19 protein-coding genes are annotated in these 25677 nt (G+C 71.9%); 17 read left to right on the top strand and 2 right to left on the bottom strand.

All coding sequences use genetic code 11. The features are described 5' to 3' along the window. Nucleotides 1-268 precede the first annotated feature (268 nt). The 4 genes from rplJ to OHV05_RS13540 all read left to right on the top strand — a co-directional run bounded on the left by rplJ (nt 269) and on the right by OHV05_RS13540 (nt 9488). Complete coding sequence (gene rplJ / locus OHV05_RS13555; RefSeq protein WP_403036545.1) at nt 269-832, top strand: 50S ribosomal protein L10; 564 nt, start codon at nt 269-271, stop codon at nt 830-832. Nucleotides 833-922: 90 nt separating this feature from the next. Beyond that, on the top strand, nt 923-1306 hold the full coding sequence (rplL, locus tag OHV05_RS13550; RefSeq protein WP_405017874.1) for a 50S ribosomal protein L7/L12: 384 nt from the start codon (nt 923-925) through the stop codon (nt 1304-1306). A 719-nt stretch (nt 1307-2025) separates the two neighbouring features. Continuing rightward, complete coding sequence (gene rpoB / locus OHV05_RS13545; RefSeq protein ID WP_403036551.1) at nt 2026-5499, top strand: DNA-directed RNA polymerase subunit beta; 3474 nt, start codon at nt 2026-2028, stop codon at nt 5497-5499. 98 nt (nt 5500-5597) lie between these two features. Beyond that, entirely contained in the window at nt 5598-9488 is a 3891-nt protein-coding gene (locus OHV05_RS13540) for a DNA-directed RNA polymerase subunit beta' (RefSeq protein ID WP_405017873.1), read from the top strand. A gap of 63 nt (nt 9489-9551) precedes the next feature. Here OHV05_RS13540 and OHV05_RS13535 read toward each other — a convergent pair whose 3' ends face one another. After that, the gene (locus tag OHV05_RS13535; protein ID WP_405017872.1) at nt 9552-10118 is read right to left on the bottom strand and encodes a Pycsar system effector family protein; all 567 of its coding nucleotides are present in this window, start codon (nt 10116-10118) and stop codon (nt 9552-9554) included. Between the two features lie 217 nt (nt 10119-10335). Here OHV05_RS13535 and OHV05_RS13530 point away from each other — a divergent pair, with 217 nt between their 5' ends. From OHV05_RS13530 to OHV05_RS13480, 11 genes are all read left to right on the top strand, one after another. After that, on the top strand, nt 10336-10998 hold the full coding sequence (locus OHV05_RS13530; protein ID WP_405017871.1) for a Crp/Fnr family transcriptional regulator: 663 nt from the start codon (nt 10336-10338) through the stop codon (nt 10996-10998). A gap of 150 nt (nt 10999-11148) precedes the next feature. Next, nucleotides 11149-11904, top strand: coding sequence for a hypothetical protein (locus OHV05_RS13525; protein ID WP_405017870.1), 756 nt, complete (start codon nt 11149-11151; stop codon nt 11902-11904). Beyond that, nucleotides 11901-14087, top strand: coding sequence for a hypothetical protein (locus OHV05_RS13520; protein WP_405017869.1), 2187 nt, complete (start codon nt 11901-11903; stop codon nt 14085-14087). The genes OHV05_RS13525 and OHV05_RS13520 overlap by 4 nt, the downstream gene beginning before the upstream one ends. Next, on the top strand, nt 14084-15217 hold the full coding sequence (locus tag OHV05_RS13515) for a hypothetical protein (RefSeq protein WP_405017868.1): 1134 nt from the start codon (nt 14084-14086) through the stop codon (nt 15215-15217). The genes OHV05_RS13520 and OHV05_RS13515 overlap by 4 nt, the downstream gene beginning before the upstream one ends. Then, nucleotides 15214-16479: a protein phosphatase 2C domain-containing protein gene (locus tag OHV05_RS13510; protein WP_405017867.1), complete on the top strand. Its 1266-nt coding sequence runs from the start codon at nt 15214-15216 to the stop codon at nt 16477-16479. Before OHV05_RS13515 ends, OHV05_RS13510 begins: the two co-directional genes overlap by 4 nt. Beyond that, nucleotides 16476-17684, top strand: coding sequence for a hypothetical protein (locus tag OHV05_RS13505; RefSeq protein ID WP_405017866.1), 1209 nt, complete (start codon nt 16476-16478; stop codon nt 17682-17684). Before OHV05_RS13510 ends, OHV05_RS13505 begins: the two co-directional genes overlap by 4 nt. A gap of 39 nt (nt 17685-17723) precedes the next feature. After that, complete coding sequence (locus OHV05_RS13500; protein WP_405017865.1) at nt 17724-18416, top strand: vWA domain-containing protein; 693 nt, start codon at nt 17724-17726, stop codon at nt 18414-18416. A gap of 125 nt (nt 18417-18541) precedes the next feature. Next, nucleotides 18542-19210, top strand: coding sequence for a DUF4097 family beta strand repeat-containing protein (locus tag OHV05_RS13495; protein WP_405017864.1), 669 nt, complete (start codon nt 18542-18544; stop codon nt 19208-19210). Between the two features lie 55 nt (nt 19211-19265). Continuing rightward, complete coding sequence (locus OHV05_RS13490) at nt 19266-20432, top strand: sensor histidine kinase (protein ID WP_405017863.1); 1167 nt, start codon at nt 19266-19268, stop codon at nt 20430-20432. Between the two features lie 10 nt (nt 20433-20442). Beyond that, on the top strand, nt 20443-21117 hold the full coding sequence (locus OHV05_RS13485) for a response regulator (RefSeq protein WP_405017862.1): 675 nt from the start codon (nt 20443-20445) through the stop codon (nt 21115-21117). Nucleotides 21118-21275: 158 nt separating this feature from the next. Then, complete coding sequence (locus tag OHV05_RS13480; protein ID WP_405017861.1) at nt 21276-21839, top strand: hypothetical protein; 564 nt, start codon at nt 21276-21278, stop codon at nt 21837-21839. A 7-nt stretch (nt 21840-21846) separates the two neighbouring features. Here the strand turns inward: OHV05_RS13480 and OHV05_RS13475 are convergent, their stop codons facing one another. Further along, nucleotides 21847-23625 carry a helicase-associated domain-containing protein gene (locus OHV05_RS13475; protein WP_405017860.1) on the bottom strand — a complete coding sequence of 593 codons (1779 nt, stop codon included), beginning with the start codon at nt 23623-23625 and terminating at the stop codon, nt 21847-21849. A gap of 62 nt (nt 23626-23687) precedes the next feature. Between OHV05_RS13475 and OHV05_RS13470 the strand changes: the two genes are divergently transcribed. Both OHV05_RS13470 and OHV05_RS13465 read left to right on the top strand, forming a co-directional pair. Then, the gene (locus tag OHV05_RS13470; RefSeq protein WP_405017859.1) at nt 23688-24422 is read left to right on the top strand and encodes an SIR2 family NAD-dependent protein deacylase; all 735 of its coding nucleotides are present in this window, start codon (nt 23688-23690) and stop codon (nt 24420-24422) included. Between the two features lie 43 nt (nt 24423-24465). Beyond that, nucleotides 24466-25671, top strand: a complete 1206-nt coding sequence (locus OHV05_RS13465; RefSeq protein ID WP_405017858.1) for a cytochrome P450 — start codon at nt 24466-24468, stop codon at nt 25669-25671. Nucleotides 25672-25677 lie beyond the last annotated feature (6 nt).

Raw genomic sequence — 25677 nt, 5'->3', positions numbered from 1 at the left:
CTGGTTGTCGGCCGCGCCCGCAAGGGTGCTGACGACCGAAGGTTCCGCGACTCGTCGCGGACAGCCCGCGCAGGAGTGTTTGGAGCTTGGACTTCCGGTCCGTGCGGCTTGCCGCCTGGATCGTCGAGGTCATTCAGAGCCCCGTGCGCCTGCGCACCGGGGCTCTCACTGTTTCTGCAGAGCTTCCTGGCCGGTGGTTTGAGGCGTTGGATGGTCGACTGTTCGAAGGTCGGCCTGACTTCGACATCACGGAAGGAGGCGTAAGCCTATGGCAAGGCCCGACAAGGCTGCTGCCGTCGCCGAGCTCACGGACAAGTTCCGTGCCTCGAACGCGACGCTGCTCACCGAGTACCGCGGTCTCACGGTGAAGCAGGTCAAGACCCTGCGTCGCTCGCTGGGGGACAACGCCCAGTACGCCGTGGTGAAGAACACGCTGACCAAGATTGCGGCCAATGAGGCCGGGATCTCCGAGCTGGACGACCTGTTCTCGGGTCCGACGGCTGTTGCCTTCGTCACCGGTGACCCGGTGGAGTCGGCGAAGGCTCTGCGTGACTTCGCCAAGGACAACCCCGCACTCATCATCAAGGGCGGTGTCCTTGACGGTAAGGCGCTGTCCGCCGATGACATCAAGAAGCTCGCGGACCTCGAGTCCCGCGAGGTGCTGCTCGCCAAGTTCGCGGGTGCCATGAAGGCCAAGCAGTCCCAGGCTGCCGCGCTCTTCCAGGCTCTCCCGTCGAAGCTCGTCCGCACCGTGGACGCGCTTCGCGACAAGGTCGAGCAGGGCGGTGCCGGTGCGCCGGCTCCCGCCGCCGAGGACGAGGCCGCCGAATAATTCGGCAGGCTCACGCCTCGCTGCGGGCCAGTGCCCGCCCAATCCGTACATCCGGCACCTACCTGCCGATTTAGTGGAAGGACGCCAATCATGGCGAAGCTGACCCAGGACGAGCTGCTCGCGCAGTTCGAGGAGCTCACCCTCATCGAGCTCGCTGCCTTCGTGAAGGCCTTCGAGGAGAAGTTCGACGTCACCGCTGCCGCCCCGGTCGCCGTTGCCGCCGCCGGTGGCGCCGGTGTCGTGGCCGAGGCCGTTGAGGAGCAGGACGAGTTCGACGTCATCCTCGACTCGGCCGGCGACAAGAAGATCCAGGTCATCAAGGAGGTGCGCGCCCTCACCTCCCTCGGCCTGAAGGAGGCGAAGGACCTCGTTGACGGCACCCCCGCCACCGTCCTGGAGAAGGTTGCCAAGGACGCTGCCGAGAAGGCCAAGGCCCAGCTCGAGGGCGCCGGCGCCAAGGTCACCGTCAAGTGACTCAGTGCCCCCTCTGAGGGGGCGCGAGGCCGGGCCGATCACCCTTGCGGGTGGTCGGCCCGGCCTTTTTGCGTACCCGGGTACGGCCCTGCGCCACCCGTTCGCGGCCTGGGATCCACCCGGTCGGCGGGCAGCCGTCACCGGCCTGGCGGACTGTGTACTCGGCCACTGTCGGCAGGGCCCGGTAGGGTGAGCGCTGTCCTCGGGGGAGGCTCCCACCACGGGTTCTGTAACGCGGTGGCCTGCTCGGACGATGAACGCTTCGAGGTCCGCACTCCGGTGAGGGCCTTGACGAACTCAGGCGGGCGCGCGATTCTCAAGGCGCGCCCCCAGGAGGCGAGTCCAACCGGTCGATGCGGTTCCGGATGCATATTCGGTGCCGCTGACGGGAACTGACTCTTGGTGAGGTGCGGTGGCCCGGAGCGTCCGGGGCACGGCGGAGCGGTATGAGGGGAGTCTCCGATTCGGTCTCCGAATCAGAGCTTGTCAGCAGTGTGCCTTTTGGCTACACTGTCCCTTTGCGCTGCCTGTTAGCTGCCCCGTGACTCGTCGCCCGGAGCAAGCATTGCCCTGAAGGGGCCTGGCACCGCCTCCGCGAAGCGGCTCTGACCTGGGGTTTCCACCCCGGCTGAGACCCACGGCGCCGGGGGTGGGGTCAGCCCGTCGAGGCCGGCCGGTATGCGCGCAGTGAGCTCCGAGCCCTCGGAAGGACCCCCCTCTTGGCCGCGCCGCGCAACGCCTCGAACAACGCCAATTCCACCGCCCCGCTCCGCGTCTCGTTCGCGAAGATCAAGGAGCCCCTCGAGGTCCCGAACCTCCTGGCCCTGCAGACCGAGAGCTTTGACTGGCTCCTCGGCAATGCGGCCTGGAAGTCTCGCGTCGAGGCGGCCCTGGAGAGTGGTCAGGACGTCCCCACCAAGTCCGGTCTGGAGGAGATCTTCGAAGAGATCTCGCCGATCGAGGACTTCAGTGGGTCGATGTCGCTGACCTTCCGCGACCACCGTTTCGAGCCGCCGAAGAACTCGATCGACGAGTGCAAGGACCGCGACTTCACGTTCGCGGCCCCGCTCTTCGTCACGGCCGAGTTCACCAACAACGAGACCGGTGAGATCAAGTCCCAGACGGTCTTCATGGGCGACTTCCCGCTCATGACCCACAAGGGCACCTTCGTGATCAACGGCACCGAGCGTGTCGTGGTCTCGCAGCTGGTCCGCTCCCCGGGCGTGTACTTCGACTCCACCCTGGACAAGGTCTCCGACAAGGACATCTACTCCTGCAAGGTGATCCCCTCGCGGGGTGCCTGGCTGGAGATGGAGATCGACAAGCGCGACATGGTCGGTGTCCGCATCGACCGCAAGCGCAAGCAGTCGGTCACCGTACTGCTGAAGGCCCTCGGCTGGACCAACGAGATGATTCTCGAGGAGTTCGGCGAGTACGAGTCGATGCGCGCCACCCTGGAGAAGGACCACACCCAGGGCCAGGACGACGCGCTGCTCGACATCTACCGCAAGCTGCGCCCCGGCGAGCCGCCGACCCGCGAGGCCGCGCAGACGCTTCTGGAGAACCTCTACTTCAACCCGAAGCGCTACGACCTCGCCAAGGTCGGCCGTTACAAGGTCAACCGCAAGCTGGGCAACGCCGAGTCGCTGGACTCCGGCGTGCTCACCGAGCCCGACATCATCGGTGCGATCAAGTACCTGGTGAAGCTGCACGCGGGCGAGACCGACTGGCGGGACGACGAGGGCCGCGACATCGTCGTGGAGGTCGATGACATCGACCACTTCGGCAACCGTCGTCTGCGCAACGTCGGCGAGCTGATCCAGAACCAGGTCCGTACGGGTCTCGCCCGTATGGAGCGCGTCGTGCGCGAGCGCATGACCACCCAGGACGTCGAGGCGATCACGCCGCAGACCCTGATCAACATCCGGCCGGTCGTCGCCTCCATCAAGGAGTTCTTCGGCACCAGCCAGCTGTCGCAGTTCATGGACCAGACGAACCCGCTCTCGGGTCTGACCCACAAGCGTCGTCTGTCCGCGCTCGGCCCCGGTGGTCTGTCCCGTGAGCGGGCCGGCTTCGAGGTCCGTGACGTGCACCCCTCGCACTACGGCCGCATGTGTCCGATCGAGACCCCCGAAGGCCCGAACATCGGTCTGATCGGCTCGCTCGCGTCCTACGGCCGGGTGAACGCCTTCGGCTTCATCGAGACCCCGTACCGGAAGGTCATCGACGGTGTCGTGACCGAGGCGGTCGACTACCTCACGGCAGACGAGGAGGACCGCTACGTCATCGCGCAGGCCAACGCCCCGCTGACCGACGAGCTGACCTTCGCCGAGCCGCGTGTCCTGGTCCGCCGCCGTGGTGGCGAGATCGACTACATCCCGGGCACCGAGATCGACTACATGGACGTCTCGCCGCGCCAGATGGTGTCGGTCGCGACCGCCATGATCCCGTTCCTCGAGCACGACGACGCCAACCGCGCGCTCATGGGCTCCAACATGATGCGCCAGGCGGTGCCGCTGCTGAAGAGCGAGGCACCCGTGGTCGGCACCGGCATGGAGTACCGCTGCGCGGTCGACGCCGCCGACGTGATCGTGGCCGAGAAGGCCGGTGTGGTCCAGGAGGTCTCGGCCGACTACGTCACCGTGGCCAACGACGACGGCACCTACACCACGTACCGCGCCGCCAAGTTCACCCGCTCCAACCAGGGCACCTCCTTCAACCAGAAGGTCCTCGTCGACGAGGGCGCCCGGGTCGAGCTCAACCAGGTGCTGGCCGACGGCCCGTGCACCGACCAGGGTGAGATGGCGCTCGGCAAGAACCTGCTCGTGGCGTTCATGTCCTGGGAGGGTCACAACTACGAGGACGCGATCATCCTGTCGCAGCGCCTCGTGCAGGACGACGTCCTCTCCTCGATCCACATCGAGGAGCACGAGGTCGACGCCCGTGACACCAAGCTGGGCCCGGAGGAGATCACCCGGGACATCCCGAACGTCTCCGAGGAGGTCCTCGCCGACCTCGACGAGCGCGGCATCATCCGGATCGGTGCGGACGTCGTCACCGGCGACATCCTGGTCGGCAAGGTCACGCCCAAGGGCGAGACCGAGCTGACCCCGGAGGAGCGCCTGCTCCGCGCGATCTTCGGCGAGAAGGCCCGTGAGGTCCGCGACACCTCGCTGAAGGTGCCGCACGGTGAGTCCGGCAAGGTCATCGGCGTCCGCGTCTTCGACCGCGAAGAGGGCGACGAGCTGCCCCCGGGCGTGAACCAGCTGGTCCGCGTCTACGTGGCGCAGAAGCGCAAGATCACCAACGGTGACAAGCTGGCCGGCCGTCACGGCAACAAGGGCGTCATCTCGAAGATCCTGCCGGTCGAGGACATGCCGTTCCTGGAGGACGGCACCCCGGTCGACATCATCCTCAACCCGCTGGGTGTCCCGTCCCGAATGAACCCGGGCCAGGTCCTGGAGATCCACCTCGGGTGGCTCGCCAAGCAGGGCTGGGACGTCTCCGGCCTCGCCGAGGAGTGGGCCCAGCGCCTGCAGGTGATCGGCGCGGACAAGGTCGAGGGTGGCACCAACCTGGCCACCCCGGTCTTCGACGGCGCCCGCGAGGACGAGATCACCGGCCTGCTGGACCACACCACCCTCACCCGTGACGGTGAGCGCCTGGTGAACTCCACCGGCAAGGCCCGGCTCTACGACGGCCGCTCCGGCGAGCCGTTCCCGATGCCGGTCTCGGTCGGTTACATGTACATCCTGAAGCTGCACCACCTGGTCGACGACAAGCTCCACGCCCGTTCGACCGGTCCGTACTCGATGATCACCCAGCAGCCGCTCGGTGGTAAGGCGCAGTTCGGTGGTCAGCGATTCGGTGAGATGGAGGTGTGGGCCCTTGAGGCGTACGGCGCCGCCTACGCGCTGCAGGAACTCCTCACCATCAAGTCCGACGACGTTCTCGGCCGGGTGAAGGTCTACGAGGCCATCGTCAAGGGCGAGAACATCCCCGAGCCGGGCATTCCCGAGTCCTTCAAGGTGCTCATCAAGGAAATGCAGTCGCTCTGCCTCAACGTGGAGGTGCTGTCCTCGGACGGCCAGTCCATTGAGATGCGGGACTCCGACGAGGACGTCTTCCGTGCCGCCGAGGAGCTCGGCATTGACCTGTCCCGGCGCGAGCCGAGCAGCGTCGAAGAGGTCTGACGGAGGTTGGGTCGGCCACCACGTGTGGCCGGCCCGCCCCCAGGCCCCCTCAGACCAGATGAACACCTTTCGACTTACGAAAGAGGGCTTGACGACCAGTGCTTGACGTCAACTTCTTCGACGAGCTCCGCATCGGCCTCGCGACCGCCGACGACATCCGCCAGTGGTCCCACGGCGAGGTCAAGAAGCCGGAGACCATCAACTACCGCACCCTGAAGCCGGAAAAGGACGGGCTCTTCTGCGAGAAGATCTTCGGCCCCACCCGGGACTGGGAGTGCTACTGCGGCAAGTACAAGCGCGTCCGCTTCAAGGGCATCATCTGTGAGCGCTGTGGCGTCGAGGTCACTCGCGCCAAGGTGCGTCGTGAGCGGATGGGCCACATCGAGCTGGCCGCGCCGGTCACCCACATCTGGTACTTCAAGGGTGTCCCCAGCCGCCTCGGCTACCTGCTCGACCTGGCGCCGAAGGACCTCGAGAAGGTCATCTACTTCGCCGCCTACATGATCACCTGGGTGGACGACGAGCGTCGCCAGCGCGACCTCCCGTCCCTGGAGGCGCATGTCTCGGTCGAGCGTCAGCAGATCGAGAACCGCCGCGACTCCGACCTCGAGGCCCGTGCCAAGAAGGCCGAGACCGACCTGGCCGAGCTCGAGGCCGAGGGCGCCAAGGCCGACGTGCGCCGCAAGGTGCGCGAGGGTGCCGAGCGCGAGATGAAGCAGCTGCGCGACCGTGCGCAGCGCGAGCTGGACCGTCTGGACGAGGTCTGGGCGCGCTTCAAGAACCTCAAGGTCCAGGACCTCGAGGGCGACGAGCTGCTCTACCGCGAGCTGCGCGACCGCTTCGGCACGTACTTCTCCGGCTCGATGGGCGCCGCGGCGCTCAAGGACCGCCTGGAGACGTTCGACCTCGCCGAGGAGTCCGAGCGCCTGCGCGAGATCATCCGGACCGGCAAGGGCCAGAAGAAGACCCGGGCGCTCAAGCGCCTCAAGGTCGTCTCCGCCTTCCTGCAGACCACCAACAAGCCCAACGGCATGGTGCTGGACTGCGTCCCGGTCATCCCGCCGGACCTGCGTCCGATGGTGCAGCTGGACGGTGGCCGCTTCGCGACCTCCGACCTGAACGACCTGTACCGCCGCGTGATCAACCGCAACAACCGTCTGAAGCGTCTGCTCGACCTCGGTGCCCCCGAGATCATCGTGAACAACGAGAAGCGGATGCTCCAGGAGGCGGTCGACGCCCTCTTCGACAACGGCCGTCGTGGTCGCCCGGTCACGGGCCCCGGCAACCGTCCGCTGAAGTCCCTCAGCGACATGCTGAAGGGCAAGCAGGGTCGTTTCCGTCAGAACCTGCTCGGCAAGCGAGTCGACTACTCGGCCCGTTCGGTCATCGTCGTCGGCCCGCAGCTCAAGCTGCACCAGTGCGGTCTGCCGAAGGCCATGGCGCTGGAGCTCTTCAAGCCGTTCGTGATGAAGCGCCTGGTGGACCTCAACCACGCGCAGAACATCAAGTCGGCGAAGCGCATGGTCGAGCGCGCCCGCCCCGTGGTGTGGGACGTCCTCGAAGAGGTCATCGCCGAGCACCCGGTGCTGCTGAACCGTGCACCCACCCTGCACCGCCTCGGCATCCAGGCCTTCGAGCCCCAGCTGGTCGAGGGCAAGGCCATCCAGATCCACCCGCTCGTCTGCACCGCGTTCAACGCGGACTTCGACGGTGACCAGATGGCCGTCCACCTGCCGCTCTCCGCGGAGGCGCAGGCCGAGGCCCGCATCCTGATGCTGTCCTCGAACAACATCCTGAAGCCGGCCGACGGTCGCCCCGTCACCATGCCGACCCAGGACATGGTGCTCGGTCTGTTCTTCCTGACCTCGGACCGGGAGAAGGTGAAGGGCGGTGGCCGTTCCTTCACCTCCGCCGCCGAGGCCGTGATGGCCTTCGACGCCAAGCAGATCGACGTCCAGGCCGTGATCGACATCCGCCTGCCGATCGGCACCGTCCCGCCCCGTGGCTGGACCCCGCCGGTCGACGAGGACGGTCAGTCGACCTGGTTCGAGGGCGAGTCCTTCCGCCTGAAGACCACCCTGGGCCGCGCGCTCTTCAACGAGCTGCTGCCCGAGGACTACCCGTTCGTCGACTACGAGGTGGGCAAGAAGCAGCTCTCCGCGATCGTCAACGACCTGGCCGAGCGGTACCCCAAGGTCGTCGTGGCGGCGACCCTGGACAACCTGAAGGCGGCCGGTTTCCACTGGGCCACCCGCTCGGGTGTCACGGTGTCGATCTCCGACGTCGTGGTCCCGCCGAACAAGCCGCAGATCCTCGAGGGCTACGAGGCCCAGGCCGAGAAGGTGCAGCGTCAGTACGAGCGCGGCCTGATCACCAACGAGGAGCGCAAGAGCGAGCTCATCGGCATCTGGACCCGGGCGACCAACGAGGTCGCCGAGGCGATGAACGCCAACTTCGAGAAGACGAACCCCATCTTCATGATGGTGGACTCGGGCGCTCGAGGAAACATGATGCAGATGCGTCAGATCGCCGGTATGCGTGGTCTGGTGTCGAACGCGAAGAACGAGACCATCCCGCGGCCGATCAAGGCGTCGTTCCGTGAGGGTCTCACCGTGCTGGAGTACTTCATCTCCACCCACGGTGCCCGTAAGGGTCTGGCCGACACCGCGCTGCGTACCGCCGACTCCGGTTACCTGACCCGTCGTCTGGTCGACGTCTCCCAGGACGTCATCATCCGCGAGGAGGACTGCGGCACCGAGCGCGGCCTCAAGCTGGCGATCGGTGTGGTCGAGAACGGCGTCCTGCGCAAGACGGACGACGTCGAGACCAGCGTCTACGCCCGCATGCTGGCCGAGGACATCACGGTGGACGGCAAGCTGCTGGCCACCGCGAACACCGACCTCGGTGACGTCCTGATCGACGAGCTGATCCGCCACGGCATCAGCGAGGTCAAGACCCGCTCGATCCTGACCTGTGAGTCGGCAGTCGGCACCTGTGCCTTCTGCTACGGCCGTTCGCTGGCCACCGGCAAGCTGGTCGACATCGGTGAGGCGGTCGGCATCATCGCCGCCCAGTCCATCGGTGAGCCCGGTACCCAGCTGACGATGCGTACCTTCCACACCGGTGGTGTGGCCGGTGACGACATCACGCAGGGTCTGCCCCGTGTCGTCGAGCTCTTCGAGGCCCGTACCCCCAAGGGTGTGGCCCCGGTTGCCGAGGCTCAGGGCCGGGTCCGGATCGAGGACACCGAGAAGACCCGCAAGCTCGTCGTCACCCCCGACGACGGCAGCGACGAGATCGCCTACCCGATCTCCAAGCGCATCAAGCTGCTGGTCTCCGAGGGCGAGGCGGTCGCGGTCGGCCAGAAGCTGACCGCCGGCACGATGAACCCGCACGACGTCCTGCGCATCATGGGCCAGCGTGCCGTCCAGATCCACCTGGTAGCCGAGGTCCAGAAGGTCTACAACTCGCAGGGTGTGTCGATCCACGACAAGCACATCGAGATCATCATCCGGCAGATGCTCCGCCGCGTGACGATCATCGAGTCGGGCGACGCCGAGCTGCTCCCGGGCGAGCTCGTCGAGCGTGGTCGCTTCGAGACCGAGAACCGTCGCGTGGTCTCCGAGGGCGGTCACCCCGCCTCCGGTCGTCCGCAGCTGATGGGTATCACCAAGGCCTCGCTGGCCACCGAGTCCTGGCTGTCGGCGGCCTCCTTCCAGGAGACCACCCGGGTGCTCACCGACGCGGCGATCCACGCCAAGTCGGACCCGCTCCTTGGCCTCAAGGAGAACGTCATCCTCGGTAAGCTCATCCCGGCCGGTACGGGTCTGCCCCGCTACCGCAACATCCGGGTCGAGCCCACCGAAGAGGCCAAGGCCGCGATGTACTCGGCCGTCGGCTACGACGACTACGACCTGTCGCCGTTCAGCGCCGGCTCCGGCCAGGCGGTTCCGCTGGACGACTACGACTACGGCCCCTACACCGGCTGAGTCACGGTCACCTGATCGCACGCAGGGCGGTCACCCCACACGGGGTGGCCGCCCTGCGGCGTCTCACCCGCCGAGCAGCACCGCGAGGGCGACCAGGCAGACCCCGAGCACGGCGGTGGCCAGCGAGGCCCGGACCAGCTGGTGCTTGCGCCAGGCCACCTCGGCCATGGTGATCAGCTGACGGCTGAGCACCGGGAGCGGGTCCTGGCTGCGGAGCGCCTCGGCCAGCCGCTCCGGCGACCAGTGCCGCAGGTGGCCGAAGAAGACGAAGCTCGCCTCCGAGTCGGGGGCCGGACGGTGGCTGCCGGTCCGGGGGCTGACCACGGCGACCGCGAGCAGCAGCCCGGCCGTCACCAGGGCGACGCCGGCCCACAGCGCGGTCAGGCCGAGGGTGCCGTGCACCCGGTCCAGCTGGCGGCCCTCCCCGCTCATCGCGAGCAGCCCGGCCAGGGCCGCCGACTCGATGCTGAGGGCGAAGGCGGCCTTTCCGTCCACCTTCCCGGTCCAGTCCGCCAGGACGGCGTGGATCCGCCAGGCGGTCTCCAGCGGGTCGGCCCGCTGGACGCCGCCGCCCTCGCCGGTCTCGGCCGGCTCGCCGGTGACCTGGCCGGCCGGTGCCGGGATTCCCATGGTGTGTCCCCTCCGTCGGTGTTCGGGTGTCGGGCTCGCACCGACGGAATCCTTGATAGCCGTTCCCGGGCCGGATGTCTGCGTCAAACCCGGCACACCGGGGGTGATTTGGCCGTAGCGTATGCGGGGCCGTCAGAAGGGGCGCAGTGTGGGCACTTCGAGGGTGTCGCGGACACCTGAGCTCGTACCGGATGAACTGCCGAGCCCCGCAAGGGGGTTGTCTCCGACCTGGATCAAGGTGCTGCGCGCGGCGGGATCCGTGCACATCTGGCGCCGGGGCACCGTCCTGATGCGGGAGGGTGAGCCGGCGGACCGGGTGCTGCTGCTGGAACGCGGTCTGGTGAAGATCACCTCCGAGTCCGCCACCGGCTACACCAGTCTGCTGGCGCTCCGCGGCCCCGGCGAACTGGTGGGCGAACTCTCCTGCGTGGACGGCGGACCGCGCTCGGCGACCGCGACCGCGATGGGCTCGGTGGCGGGGGTGGCCGTGCCGGTGGCCCGGTTCGAGGCGCTGCTCGGGCAGCAGGACGGCCTGGCGCTGGCGGTGCTCCGGATGGTGGCCTGGCGGCTGCGGGACGCGGACGGCCAGCGGGGGGACTTCGGCGCCCGGTCGGCGTCCGTGCGCACCGCGTTGGCGCTGGCCCGGCTGGCCGGCCGGTACGGCACGCCGGTGCCCGGGGCGCCGGCCGGCAGCCCGGCGCGTCGACTGGCCGTCACCCAGCAGGAGTTGGCGGGGGCGGCCGGGTCGTCCCGGGAGTCCGTGGTGCGGGTACTGCGCCAACTCGGCGAAGCGGGACTGGTGGTGACGTCCCGGGGCATGGTGCTGGTGGTGGATCCGGTGGCGCTGGTCGGCTGGTCGTCCGGCGCCTCGGGTACGTGACCGAAAAGCAAGGTCCGAGTGCGTCATCCGACGCGGACAGCTTCGGAGTCTGCGCCTTCGATGAGGTCAGGCAGCCGTACCGGCCGGGCCGGTCGGCCGAGGAGGGGGGCGGCCGGTGCGGTTGCCGCGACATTCGAGAGGAACGAACCGATGTCCCAGAAAGCTCAGTACCGGCCGATTCTCGTGGTGGACGCCCAGGGCTTCGGCGCCCGGACCGACAGCACGCAGCTCTGGCTCAGGCAGCAGGTCTACCGGATCGTCGGCAGCGCCGCCGAGGAGGCCGGGATCGAGCTGGGGCAGGACAGCCAGGACCGGGGGGACGGGGCGTTCTGGCTGCTCGCCGCGGACGCGCCCAAGGTGGACCTGAGCGGTCGGTTCATCGCCCACCTGCGGTTCGGGCTGGCCACCTACGCGCGCCTGAGCAGCGCCGAGGCGGCCCTGCGGCTCCGGGTCTCGCTGCACGCGGGCGATGTGACCGGGGACGAACACGGCTGGGCCGGAACGGAGTTGAACACCGCCTGCCGGCTGGTCGACCTGCCGGCACTGAAGGACACCCTGAAGGCCGCCGAGAAGGCCCACCTGGTGCTCGCGGTCACCGAGGAGTGGCACCGCGCGGTGATCAGGCAGGGCCACCAGGAGGTCGAGCCGGACTCCTTCCGCCCGGTCGCGTTCCAGGCCAAGGAGGTGGACACCCGGGCCTGGATCCGGGTGCCGGGCTACGCCAGCCCGCCGGACCTGCCCGAGCTCGCCGTACTCCCGGACCCGGACCCGGGGTCGGCGCCCGCCGCCGGTGAGCCGGGCCGGCCGCCGGCCGGGTACGGCACGGTGCACGGGGTGCAGATCAACGGCGGCACGGTGCACGGCGGCAACTACAACGACCACCGGGGCGGAGCGCAGCAGTGGTGAGCACACCACAGCAGGCGGGCAAGGGCGACCAGGGCGGGGCGGTCCCGGTGCAGGCCGAGCCCGACCCGGTGGCGGGGCACCCGGCCGGTGGAGAAGAGCTGACCGGCCGTCAGCGGGCGGCCAGGGGGGTGCTGGCGCAGGCCGGGCAGGCCGGTTCGGCCGGTGAGCGCCGGGAGGTGGAGCGCGAGGCCAAGGCCGGGCTGGCCTCGGTCAACGGCGTGCAGATCACCGGTGGCACGGTGAACGGCGGCAACTACTACGACTTCCGGGTCCTGAACAGCCGCTCCCAGCTGCGTAGTTACCAGCTGGAGGCGCGTCAGGTGGCGGAGGTGAAGGCCACCTTCGTCCAGTCCGGCGACTACCCCGACCTGGCCCAGGGCGCCCAGGGGCAGCGGCTGCTGCTGCTCCGGGGGCGGCCCGGCAGCGGCCGTACGGCGGTGGGCTGGCGGCTGCTGCTGGCGGGCGGTGCCTCGGCGCTGGCGATGCTGGCGCCGGAGACCGACCTCGGCGCGCTGGGCCGGGCGGACCTCACCCCGGGCACCGGCTATCTGCTCACCGGCCTGTCCGGTCCGGCGATCAACCGGCTCGACCCCTTCCTGCTGGCCCGGCTGGCCGCCGAACTGGCCGCCGAGCAGTGCCGGTTGGTGGTGGTGCTGCCGGAGTCCTTCCAGCACCCCGGCAAGGAGCTGTTCGCGCTCACCCGGACACCCGCGCACCAGGACGTGGTCCGGGCCCACCTGGCCTGGGGCCTCGGTGCCGGGGCGGACCGGGCCGACGCGGTGCTGGCCCGGCCGGACGTGCGGCGGGTGCTGGCGGAGCGGCTGGACGCCTTCACCCCGCTGTCGGCGGCCGCCGAACTCGGCGCGCTGCTGGCCGACGTCGAGCTGCCGGGGGGCGACTTGGAGGGCTGGCTGCTGCTGCGCCGGTGGAGCGGCCTGAGCCAGGACCTGGACGAGTGGTTCCGGGAGCTGCCGGACCTGCAGACCCAGGCGCTGGGGGTGGCGCTCTCGGTCCTGGCGGGGGAGCCCTACGAGACCGTGTCGCTGCTCGCCGAGGCGTTGAAGCGGCGGCTCCAGCCGCCGGCCGACGAGGTCCGGCGCGAGCGGGACAGGTCCACGGCGCTGCAGTCCAGCCGGCGCCGGCGGCTGGAGCTGCTGGGAGCCGAGGTGGTGCCCGGCGAGGTGGCCTCCCGGCACGGCACGGCGCCCGGAATGATCGTCAGGTTCCGGGCGCCCGGGCGGCAGCGGGAGCTGCTGCTGCACTTCTGGGACGAGTACGACGACCACCGCTCGGCGGTGCTGGCCTGGCTCCGGGAGTGCGCGCGGCACGAGCTGGTGTCGGTCCGGGTCCGGGCCGCGGTGGCCGCCGGGGTGCTCGCGGTCGGCTCCTTCGACCTGCTCCGCGCCACCGTGCTCGATGCCTGGGCCGGTTCGGCGGACGAGTTGCAGCGCGAGGCGGCCGCCACCGCGCTGAACACCGCCGCCGAGGCGCCCGAACTGGGCGAGCCGGTCCGGGAGGTGGTGCGCTCCTGGGCGTCGGCGGAAGCGGACGAGGAGTTCCGGGCCACCGCGGCCCGCTCCTGGCGGGTGCTGCTCGACCAGCCGGGGGGCGCCGCGCTGCGCCTGCTGCACGACCTGGCGGGCACCGAGGACGTCGAGGTGATGGACGCGCTCTTCCGCACCCTGGCGGACCAGTTCGCCACCGGGGAGGAGCGGCACCGCCGGGAGGTGCTCCAACTGCTCAGGTACTGGGTGCTCGGCACCGACCCGCAGCGCCGGCTGGTGGGCGAACTCTCCTTCCTGTACGTGGCGGTGGACCTGGTGGAGAACCGCCCGGCGCGGTCCGCCGACCCGGGCCGGTGGCCCACCCTGCTGGCGGTGTCGGCGGCCGATCCGGTCCGGCAGTCGGAGCTCGCCGAGCTCTGGGCGGCGGTGCTCGGCTCGGCCGACAGCTGGGAGGTCGCGCAGAGCTGCCTCGGCAGCTGGGCCCGGCAGTTGGAGACCGACCCGGCCGGGCGCCGGGCGCTGGGGCGGCTGCTGGCCAGGGCCGCCGAGGTGTCGCCCCGTACCGAGCGGCTGCTCCGCCACCTGGCCGGGCAGTGGAACAACCCCGACGGGGCCGGGCTGCCGCTGGTGTCGGCGGAGGTCGGCCACCGACTGGACGAGAGGAAGCGTCAGCCATGAACTACCCGGTGCCGCCCCAGGGGCGACCGATCAGCGACAGCGGACAGCTGGTGCTCGGACCCTTCCCGGTCACCCGCGGCGATCGGGGGACGCGTCCGGTCCCCACCCGGGCCACCGTGTTCAGCGGTGGCAGCGGGGACTTCCAACAGCTCGACCGGCTGCCCACGTACTGGCAGGCGGGGCGCTACAGCCACCGCTACGACGTGGACCTGTCGGACCACCGGGTCAGCTGGCAGGAGCAGTTGGAGAGCGCCACGCCCGGCTTCCGGTTCCACGCCACCATGCACGCGATCTGGCGGGTGGCCGACCCGGCGATGGTGGTCCGGCGCGGCGTCAACGACAGCGCGGCGGGGGACGCCGTGGTGCGGCAGGAGCTGAACGCCGTGCTGCGCAACGGGACCAGACGGTTCCCGGTGCAGCAGGACGCCCAGGTCCAGCAGTACCTGGAGAGCTCGTACGGCGGCAAGGAGCTGCCGTTGGCCCAGCACGGGCTCACGGTGGCCTCGCTGATCCTGCACGTCGGCTTCAGCGCGGAGACCGAGAGCATCGTCAAGGCGCCGACCCTGCAGAACGTGGAACTGGACCAGCTGCAGGGGCGGTTGGTCATCGAGCAGGCCCTCCAGGAGGGGCAGGCCAAGCTGCTCGGGCTCCGGGCCGAGGTGATCAAGGCGGCGGCCTCCCAGGACAACGGGCTGCTGGTCTACCTGATCGCCCAGAACCAGGGCGACATGCGGTCGATCCTCCAGGAGGCTTCCAACCAGGCCCAGTTGGACAACGACCGGAAGCTGGCGCTGTTCAACAGCCTGGTCGAGCAGAAGTACATCCAGCCCGCCGACGTCCAGGAGATGTGGCAGACGCTGATGCGCACCCCGACCGGACAGGCCGGCCTGCACGCGCTGCCCGGGGCGGTGCCGCCCGCGCTGCCGACGGTGACGCTGCCGCCGCAGCCGGCCGCGCCGCCCGCCCCCTGGGAGCTCGCGCCGCCGGCTCCGGCGACGCCCATCGCACCGGCGCCCGGGACCGCCCCCGCGCCGGGCGCCGCGCCTGTCACCGGGCCGGTGAACGGGAACGTCACCGGTCAGCGGCCGGTGGGTCAGCACCGGCCCAAGCCCGGAGACGGGTCGAGATGACGGGCGTCGGGCACCGGCGGTCCGGTGCGCGTGCACCGGGGCGCCGCTCCCAGGTACGGCTGGCGGTCAGCACCCTGGTGGTGGCCGCTCTGATGATCGGGTTCGGAGGAGCCATGGCGGGTGCCAAGGGGTTCGCGGTCGGGGTGTCGGGTGCGCTGCTGACGGCGGGGGCGGCCGTACTGGTCGCCGTCCAGCGGGCGAGCGCGGCCCGGTCCAGGGGGCAGGAGGAGCCTGCTCCGGAGGCGGTGGTGCCACCGACGCCGGCGCCACCCGCGTCGGCGGCCCCGGGCGGGGAGCGGCCGGCGGACCCGGCACCCCAGCCGGTACCGCCGCAGCCCGTACCGCGCCGGCCCGTACCACCGCAGCCCGTACGGCGTCCCGATCCGGTCGGGTCGGTGTTCGACTTCCCGGTGCTGGGGCGGCCGTCCCAGACGGCCGCCGCGCCCTGGCGGCTGCCGGGGCGCCCGGCGCCGTCCGGGATCGCGGCGGACCGGGCCACGCTGGGCGACCTCACCGTGCTGGCCGCCTCGGTGGTCGGCCCCGGGCACCGCTGCGACGCGGCCGGGCAGCCCCGGCAGGACGCCTACCGGCTCGGGCAGGACACGGCGCAGCGCCACCTGGTGATCGCGGTCGCCGACGGCATGTCGGACAGCGAGCACGCCGAGGTCGGCGCCAACGTCGCCGTCACGGCGGCGGTCGGTGCGCTGCGGGCGGCGCTGGACCAGGGCGCCGGGATCGAGCAGTTGGCGGCGACGGTGCCGTTCCGGGCCGCCGCCGGGCAGATGCTCGGCGCGGCCGAGCAGCGCGGCTGGACGGCGGACCAGGTCCGCGCGGTGCTGGTGGTGGCGGTGGTCGAGGCCCGGCCGAGGGTGGACGGCACCCGGCTGGCCTGGCTGGCCGCGATCGCCGACGTGAGCGCCTGGCGACGGCACCCGACCGGCTGGGACCGGCTGATCGGTGACGACAAGTCAGGGTTCGACGCCGGGCGGGTGGCGCACTTCCTGCCGCACGAGCCGGACGCGGCGCAGCAGCGGCTGTACACCCTGGGCCCGGGCGACGTGCTCGCGCTGATGACCGACGGGGTGTCCGACGTGTTCGGCCAACTGCCCGGCGCCGAAGGCTGGTTCGCTGAGCGGTGGGCAGCACCGCCGCCAGTGGCGCGGTTCCTGCTGGAGGTCGGGTACGAGGAGAGCCAGTTCAACGACGACCGGACCGCCGTGGTGGTCTGGTGCGGTGCCACGGACCGGGGTGAGCGGCGATGACGGGATGGTCCGACCGTCCGTTCGGGCCGGAGACGCCGTTGGACGGGGTGGGCCGGGCGGGGCGGGAGATCAGTTCGGACGACGGCGAGTCGAAGCGGGTGTACGAGCCGAGCCGGTGGCCGGGCTGGATCGCCAAGGTCTACCGGGATCCGCTGACCGGCCCGGCGGCCGCCGAGCTGGGGCGGCTGGTGGCCGCGCCGGCCGGGATGGGGCCGGACGACCGGGGCCTGCTGGACCGCTGCACCTCCTGGCCGGCCTCCCGGATCGTCGAGTCGGGGCGGACCGTCGGGGTGCTGCTGCCGAAGGCCGAGGACCGCTTCCTGAACGCCCGGATCAACCTGCCCGGCGGCCGGCGCTCGGACCCCCGGCAGCTGACCGTCGACTGGCTGGCGCAGAGCACCGCCGACCAGCGCACGGGCGGTGTGGGCGAAGCGAGCGGGCAGACCAGGCGGCAGGTGGCCGAGAGCTTCCTGGCGGTCGGGGCGCTGCTGGACCGGCACGGGCTGGTCTACGGCGACTGGTCCTACCGGAACGCCTTCTGGTGCCAGGACGGCAGCGGCTACCTGATCGACATGGACTCCTGCGGTTTCGGCTCCCGCCCCTGGGTGGAGTCGCCGGGCTGGGCCGATCCGCTCTACCCGGTGTCCCGGCGGCCGAGGCTGGACGTGTACTGCGACCGGTACAAGCTCGCGATGCTCACCGTCCGCTGCCTGACCGGGGAGCGCGGCGACCCGGTGAAGGCGTGCGGGGCGCTGCCCGAACCGAAGGGTGAACTGGCCGGTCTGCTGCGCCAGGTGCTCACCGTCCAGGAGGCCGGCCGCAGACCGTCGGCGGCCGAGCTGCACGCCGCGCTGGCCGGCGGCCCGGCCCGCCGGACCGCGACCGGGACGGGCAGCGCGAACGTGACGGGCGCCCGCCGGGTCGGCGGCGTCCGGTCCGGGACGGCGCGGCGGCCGACGCCGGCCGGCCGCCCGACGGTCACTCCGCCGGGCACCCGTACCTCGCCGGCCCGGCCCCGGGCCGGGCAGCCTGGCACCCCGCTCCGTACCTCGGTCGGCACCCCGACGACCTCGGGCCGGGCCGCCGCCCGGCGGAACGCGGCGAAGCCACCCGCCCCGAAGGCCGGCCGGGGGAAGGTGCTGGCCGCGCTGGTGCTCACCGGCACGGCCGGCTGGTTCGCGGCCCGGCTGCTCGGCTGGATCTGACCCTCCGTCATTTCTCGACCCTCGGTAAGGAGCAACGACATGACCGCACCCGTCCTCGGCGGCACCGGCTACCAGTCCAAGGTGTTGCCGACCTATCTGGTGCTGGACACCTCCAGCTCGATGCGGCCGCACGAGCAGCAACTCAACGACGCGCTGATGCACATCTACGACGTGATCGCGATGGAGCCGCAGGTCAAGGAGTTCATCCAGCTGTCGGTGGTGTCCTTCAACAGCCAGCCGCACTTCGTCAGCAAGCTCACCGAGTTCCAGGCGATCACCAGCCTGCCCACCGTCAGCTGCGGTGGGATGACCAACTTCGGACCGCTGTTCAGCGCGCTCCGGGACCAGATCGACGCGGACATCGTCGCGCTCACCGCGCGCGGCTCCCGGGTGCTGCGTCCGGTGGTCTTCCTGCTCACCGACGGCATCCCGACCGACAAGCCGGCCGGGTCCTGGCAGGGGCAGTTGGACGATCTGACCGACGCGGCCTGGAAGCCGCACCCGCACATCATCTCGTACGGCTTCGCCAACGCGCCGGACTGGGTGCTCGCCAGAGTGGCCACCGCGGCCGCCTTCGCGGCCGAGGACGGCGAGGGCAACAGCGAGGCGCTGGCCAACGCCCTGAAGAGTCTGCTCAAGTCGATGGTCGCCTCCGCGAAGGCGCAGTCCCTGCAGATCCCCAAGGAGGTGGAGAGCTACCGGGAGATCCCGCTGGACTACGTGGACCTGTGACCGCCCGGCGGCGTCCCCTCCCCCGGGTGGGGGAGGGGACGGGACCGCTCCCGGGAGGGAGGCGTGGCGGTGGGGGTGGGCGGCAGGATTCCCGGTGTCGGCAGGTGGCAGCGAGGGAGTTCGTCGTGAAGCGGGTACTGGTCGGGTTCGGGGTCGCGGTGGCCGTGCTGGCGGGAGCCACCGGGTGTGCGGCGCAGCAGGAGCGGGAGGTCGCGTACGGCGTGACCGAGGCGGTCCGGGTGCTGGTGGTGGACGGGGGGACCGGCGACGTCGAGGTGGTCGGCGAGGGCGCGGAGGTGCGGGTGACGGAGCGTCAGTCGTACCGGGGGACGGCGCCGGAGGCCGAGCACCGGGTGGCGGACGGGACGCTGACGCTGTCGTACCGCTGCCCGGAGGACGGCTGCGGGGTGAGCTACCGGGTGCGGGTGCCGGCCGGGACGGTGGTGAAGGTCAAGGCGGGGACCGGGAGCGTGCGGCTGGTCGGGCTGACCGGTGAGGTGGAGGCGTCCGCCGGAACCGGCGGGATCGCCGCCGAGGGGCTGGGCGGGGCGAAGGTGCAGCTGACTGCCGGGACGGGTGACGTGCGGGTGGGCTTCGCGGTGGCGCCCTCCGACGTCCGGGTGAAGGCGGGGACGGGCAGTGTGCGGGTGACGGTGCCGAAGGGCGAGGAGTACGCGGTGGAGGCGGCCGCCGGGACCGGCAGCGTGGACGTCCGGGTGCCGGTCCGGACCTTGTCGGAGCGGAAGATCGTGGCCCGGGCGGCGACCGGTGACGTCACGGTCAGTGGTGGCTGATCGGAGCCCGGTGCGGCATGATCGACTTCACGGGGGTGGGGCCGAGGTGGAGCGGATGTCGCGGTGGCAGGCCCGGGCGGCCGGCCTGGGGGAGCGGGTGCAGGCGCGGTTCGCCGGGGTGAACCCGTACCTGCTGGACGTGTTGTTGGCGCTGGGCGCGCTGGCGGTCTCGCTCTGGTCGGTGTGGCACGACGACCCGGACTGGCCCTGGTGGGTGTACGCGCTGGCGGTTGCCACCGCACTGCCGCTGCCGTGGCGGCGGAAGGCGCCGTTCCGGGTGTTCTGCCTGAGTGGGCTGGCCTCGGCGGCGACCGGACTGTGGGCGCACTCGGCGATGCCGCAACTGCCGCTGGGCATGGTGGTGGCGATCTACACCGTGGCGGACTTCGGCCGGGAGTGGCAGCGCTGGGTGACCTTGGTCTCGCTGATCGTCGGCAACGTGCTGGGCACCCACTCGGTGAACGGGATGCTGTTCAGCCTGCTCAGCTCGGTCGTGCCGTTCGTCTTCGGCTCGCTGGTACGGGAGTTGCGCAGGCTGGCCCGGGCCGAGGCGAGCCGGGCGACCGAGGTGGGCCACCGGGCGGCGGCCGACGCGGCCCGCGCGGTGGCGGAGGAGCGGGCCCGGATCGCCCGGGAGATGCACGACATCCTGGCGCACGCGGTCTCCCTGATGGTGATCCAGGCCGAGGCGGGTCCGGTGGTGGTCCGCAGCGACCCGGACCGGGCGATCCGCACCTTCGACACCATCGCCGACTCCGGTCGCGACGCGATGGTTCAACTGCGCCGGGTGCTGGGCGTGTTGAAGGAGCAGGGGGCTGGCCCTGAGCTGGCCCCGCAGCCGACCCTGGCCGAGCTGCCCGCGGTGGTCGAGCGGGTCAGGGAGAGCGGGCTGCGGGTGGAGCTGACGGTGCAGGAGCTGGGCCCGGCGGACGTCCAGGCGGCCGCGTACCGGATCGTCCAGGAGGCGCTCACCAACACGGTGAAGCACTCCGGCGCGGACCGGGTCACGGTGCGGGTGGCCAGGGTGCGCGAGCAGCTGGAGGTGGTGGTGGAGGACAACGGCGCGGGGGTGCCGGTCGCGGTGGCCGGCGCCTGGTCGGGCGGCCGGGGGCTGGTCGGCATCCGGGAGCGGGCCGCCGCCTGCGGTGGCCGGGCGGTGGCGGGGCCGGGCCCCGGCGGTCGCGGGTTCGTGGTCACGGCCAGTCTGCCGTTGGGGAGTTGAGAGGGAGCGCATGACGATTCGAGTGGTGGTCGCGGACGACCAGGAGCTGGTCCGGGCCGGGTTCGGGATGATCCTGGACGCGCAGCCGGACATCGAGGTGGTGGCCGAGGCGGCGAACGGCGCCGAGGCGGTCGAGGCGGTCCGGGCGCACGCCCCGGACGTCCTGCTGCTGGACGTTCGGATGCCCGTGATGGACGGCCTGGAGGCGGCCCGCCTGGTCTGTGCCGACCACCCGGGCACCAAGGTGATCATGCTGACCACCTTCGACGTGGACGACTACGTCTACGACGCGCTGTACGCGGGCGCGAGCGGCTTCCTGCTCAAGGACGTCCGCCGGGACGACCTCGCCCACGGGGTACGGATGGTGGCCTCCGGGGAGGCGCTGCTCGCGCCCTCGGTGACCCGCCGGCTGATCGCCGAGTTCGCCGCCCGCAAGGGCACCGGCCCGCAGGCGGTCCGGGCGCCGTCCCGGCTGCTGGAGCAGCTCACCGGACGGGAGACGGAGACCCTGCGGCTGCTGGCCAGGGGCCACTCCAACGCGGAGATCGCGGCCGAACTGGTGGTCAGCGAGCACACCGTGAAGACGCACGTCTCCAACGTGCTGGCCAAACTGCACCTCCGGGACCGGGTGCACGCGGTGGTGTTCGCGTACGAGTCCGGCGCGGTGGTCGCGGGCGAGGACTGAGCGGCTCGCGGCCGGCCGCCCCCTAGGTGGCCGACCCCGAGAGGTCCCTTCCCCCGCACGGGGGAGGGGACCTTTTCGCCGGTACGGGCGATCCGGGGGCGTGGGCGTCCGGAGCAGGATTCGGGTGTCGAACCGAGCTGCTCCGAAAGGGACTTGCGATGAAGAACCACCACCCCGCACTGACCGCCCCGCTGCTGATCGGCCTGTACGGCGCGATCCGGCTGCTGCCCGGCAGCAAGGAGCCCGAGGCGGGCTGGCTGCTCGGGCACGCCGCCCTGCTGGCCGGGTTGCTGCTGTTCGTCCCGGTGCTGCTGGAGCTGCGCCGCCGGGTGGCCGCGCGGCTGCTGGGCACGGTCGCGCTGGTGGTGGCGGGCACCGGCCTCGCGGCCTCGGTCGGCCAGACCCTGATCGACCTCTGGGTGGGCGTGGTCGCGGTGGACAAGGCCGACCAGCACCGGCTGTTCGGCGAGATCCAGGACGTGCCCGGGGTGCTGCCGGTGTTCTACACGGTGCTGCCGACGCTGTTCTACCTCGGCCTGCTGGTGCTGCTGGGCGCGGCCTTCCGGCAGGTCCCGCTGTGGAGCCCGCTGCTGGTGCTGGCCGCCACCGTGCTGATGGCGGCGAACCTGGACCTGATGACGCCCGGCGCGCTGCTCTTCGCCCTGGGGCTTCGGCCGCTCACCGTCCCGGCGGGCCCGCCGATGCGGCCGGTGGCGGCCTGATCAGCCGTCAATTCCCGGTGCTGGTACCGGCTCCGAGCAGGGCCACCGCGAGCGCGGCGGCGTCGTCGGCCGGGGCCCGGTCCGGCGGGGTGGGGGCCCGTTCGACGGTGACGGCGACCGCCTCCGCCGAGGGGGCGTAGCCGGCCTGCCGCAGCGCGGTCAGGGTGGTCCCGGCGTCGGCCGTCGAGGTCAGGACGGTCGGCGCGATCCGGTGCAGGCCGAGGCCGGACAGGGCCCGGGCCCGGGTGAGTTCGAGCACCAGGGCCTCGTCCTCGGAGCGGAGTACGCAGCCGACCGGGGCCACGGTGAGCCGGCCGTGGGTGCGGGCGGTGTCCTTGACCAGGTACTCCAGCGGCTGCGGCAGCTCGCCCCGGTCGCGGAGCCGCCCCAGCAGCTCGTCGGCGTCCAGCCCGGTGTCCAGGGCGCGACGGACGGCGGCGGGGGAGAACCGCCAGACGGTGGCCTGGCCGTCTGACTCCCGGTCGGCGGTCAGGTCGAGCAGCCGGGCCAGGGCGGCGGTGGGCGGGCCGGTGACCACGGCGGTCAGGTCAGCCTGGAACCGGGCGTGGTCGACCTGGGGAGGCATCAACTCGTCGAGCACGTCGCACAGATGACGGACCGGCGGGACGGCGGGGAAGCAGTGCGCCGCGCCGGTGTCGAGCAGCTCGCGCACGGCGCGTCCCACGGGGGTGGGCGCACCGTGCGCGAGCACCCCGAGCAGTTCGGCCTCGGCGAGGGTGGCAGCGGCGGCGGCCGGGTCGGGCGCGGGGCCGAGCGGGCGGTGCCAGGCCGCCGCGTCGAGCAGCTCCGCCGGGTCCACCCCGCCGTGGCCGGGCGGGAGTTGGTCCAGCGCGAGCAGCAGGGCGTGCCGCAGCGGTACGGCCGTCGGGTCGTTGGGGGTGCCGAGCACGGCGGGGGCGGTGCCGAACACCAGCGGGGTGACCGCCCAGGCGGCGAGCAGCGGCGCCAGGCGTTCGGCAGGTGTCCCGGCCGCCCAGTGGTCGTACCGGGCGGTGGGCAGCAGCCGGAGCGGCGCGGGGGACGGGGCCAGCAGGCCCGCGTTGGCGGCCAGGTCCAGCCAGAGCGCCGCGTGCGGCTCGCTGAGCCCGGCCGCCTTGGCGAGCCCCCGGACCTCCCGGACGGCGGGGCCGCCGGTCCGGCGGAGCGCCGGGGGCCCCGCGGCGGTGGCCCGCAGCAGCAGCTCCACCCGGGCGGCGGCCTCGGTGACGGCGGCCTGGGCCGCCCCGGCCGCGTGCGCGGGCAGCGGGACGGCCGGCAGCGGGGGCGGCTCCGGCGTGAAGTCGAGGGAACGGTACGGGGGTTGCTGGTGCAGCGCGGCGGGGACGGCCAGTTGCTCGCCGTGCGGGGGCAGCAGCAGGGCGCGGTCGGCCAGCCCGGCCAGCAGCGGAGCGGCCCGGCTACCGAGCAGCTCCAGCAGCTCGGCGCGGGGGACCGGGCGGGACGCGGGGTCGAGGGCCGGCACGGTGGCGGCGCCGATCCGGCGTCCGGCGAAGCCGGCGGGGGCGCTCACCGCAGGCGCCGGGGCCGGCCCGTACCGGCGCTCGGCCAGCACGGCGACGGCGGAGAGCACCTGGAGCTCGGCCAGGTTCAGCGTGGTCAGCGCGAGCCGGACGGACGGGTTGCCGAGCAGGAAGGCGGCCAGCCGGGCCGGCTCGGCCAGCCCGGGGACGCCCGCGTACGGCAGCTGCCGCCGCTCCAGCAGGACGGTCAGCTGTCCGGCGGTCCGGCCGGTCAGCCAGCGGGTCAGGTCCTCGGTGCTGCTCACCGCCCCACGGTACGGGAATTCCGGTGGCTCGCCCGGGGCCCTGGCCCGTACCGTCGGCCGGTATGAACGCCAAGCGACCGCTGATCGCCGTGCTGACCGGGGCCGGGGTGTCCACCGACTCCGGGATTCCCGACTACCGGGGCCCGCAGGGCCTGTGGCAGCGCGACCCGAGCGCGCAGGACCTGGTCACCATCGGCCCGTACCTGGCCGACCCCGGGGTGCGGCGGCGGGCCTGGCTGATGCGGCGGGACGCGGGGGCGCTGAACGCCGAGCCGAACGCGGCGCACCGCGCGCTGGTCGAGCTGGAGCGGGCCGGGTTCCCGGTCCGGGTGCTCACCCAGAACGTGGACGGGCTGCACCAGGCGGCCGGTCAGTCGCCCCGCAAGGTGCTCGAACTGCACGGCACCGCCCAGTGGGTGGAGTGCGTGCGATGCCACCGCCGGGGCCCGATGGCGGCGGCGCTGGCCCGGGTCGAGGCCGGAGAACCCGATCCGCCGTGCCTGGACTGCGGGGCCGTCCTCAAGCCCGCCACGGTGATGTTCGGCGAGAACCTGGAGCCGGCGGTGATCGAGCAGGCCGCCGCGATCGCCCAGAACTGCGACCGGTTCATCGCGGTCGGCACCAGCCTCCAGGTGCACCCCGCGGCCGGGCTGGTCGAGATCGCGGTCGAGCACGGCGCCCGGCTGACCATCGTGAACGCCGAGCCGACCCCGTACGACCCGCTCGCCGACGAGCTGGTCCGCGAGCCGATCGGCACCGCGCTGCCGGCCCTGGTGGCCCGCCTGCTGGCGGGTTGACCGGCTGCGTACGATGGCGCTCCCGACGAGCTGGGAGTGGACGATGACCGAGTACGACCCGTGGTCGCCGGAGTTCGTGGCGCATCCGTACGGAGCCTACGAGCGGCTGCGGAAGGAGGCGCCGGTCAGCTTCCACGAGCCGACCGGGCAGTGGCTGGTGTCACGGTACGCCGACGTCAGCGCGCTGCTGAGGGACCGTCGGCTGGGGCGCACGTACACCCACCGGTTCAGCCACCGGGAGTTCGGCCGGCCGGAGCCCGACCCGGCGTACGAGCCGTTCAACACCCTCAACGAGCAGGGGCTGCTCGACCTGGAGGGGGCGGACCACGGGCGGATCAGGCGGCTGGTGTCGAAGGCGTTCACGCCCAGGACGGTCGAGGAGCTGCGGCCCACGGTGGCCCGGCTGGCCGGGGAGCTGGTGGTCGGGCTGGTCCGGGACGGCGGCGGCGACCTGGTCACCGCCGTGGCCGAGCCGCTGCCGGTCGCGGTGATCGCCGAGCTGCTCGGGGTGCCCGAGGCGGACCGGGGGCTGCTGCGCCCCTGGTCGGCCGACATCACCGCGATGTTCGAGCTCGACCCGGCGCCCGAGGTGGCCCGGCGGGCGGTGGCGGCCGGCGTCGAGTTCTCCGACTACCTGCGGGAGTTGATCCGGCAGCGGCGGGCCGAGCCCGGCAGCGACCTGATCAGCGGGCTGGTCCGGGCGGCGGACGGCGACGACGCGCTGACCGAGCAGGAGATGGTCTCCACCTGCGTGCTGCTGCTGAACGCGGGCCACGAGGCGACCGTGAACACCACCGGCAACGGCTGGTGGTCGCTGTTCCGCAACGAGGGCGAACTCGCCCGGCTGCGCGGCTCGGTGGACGAGCTGCTGCCCACCGCCGTCGAGGAGCTGATGCGCTACGACACCCCGCTGCAGATGTTCGAGCGCTGGGTGCTGGACGACATCGAGGTCGGCGGGGTGACCGTGCCGCGCGGCGCCGAGGTGGCCCTGCTGTTCGGCTCGGCCAACCGCGACCCGGAGCGCTTCACCGACCCCGACCGGCTGGACGTCGGGCGGACCGACAACCCGCACATCACCTTCGGCGCGGGAATTCACTTCTGTCTGGGCGCCCCGCTCGCCAGACTGGAGCTCGTCGAGTCGTACGGGGCACTGCTGCGGCGGGCGCCCGGGCTACGGCTGGTCCGCGAGCCGCACTGGCGCCCCGGGTACGTGATCCGGGGGCTGGCCGAGCTGGTGGTCGAGGTCTGAGGGAGC

The sequence above is a fragment of the Kitasatospora sp. NBC_00070 genome (assembly GCF_045041205.1).
Classification (GTDB): Bacteria; Actinomycetota; Actinomycetes; order Streptomycetales; family Streptomycetaceae; genus Kitasatospora.
This window is presented reverse-complemented; position numbering and strand designations above follow the sequence as displayed.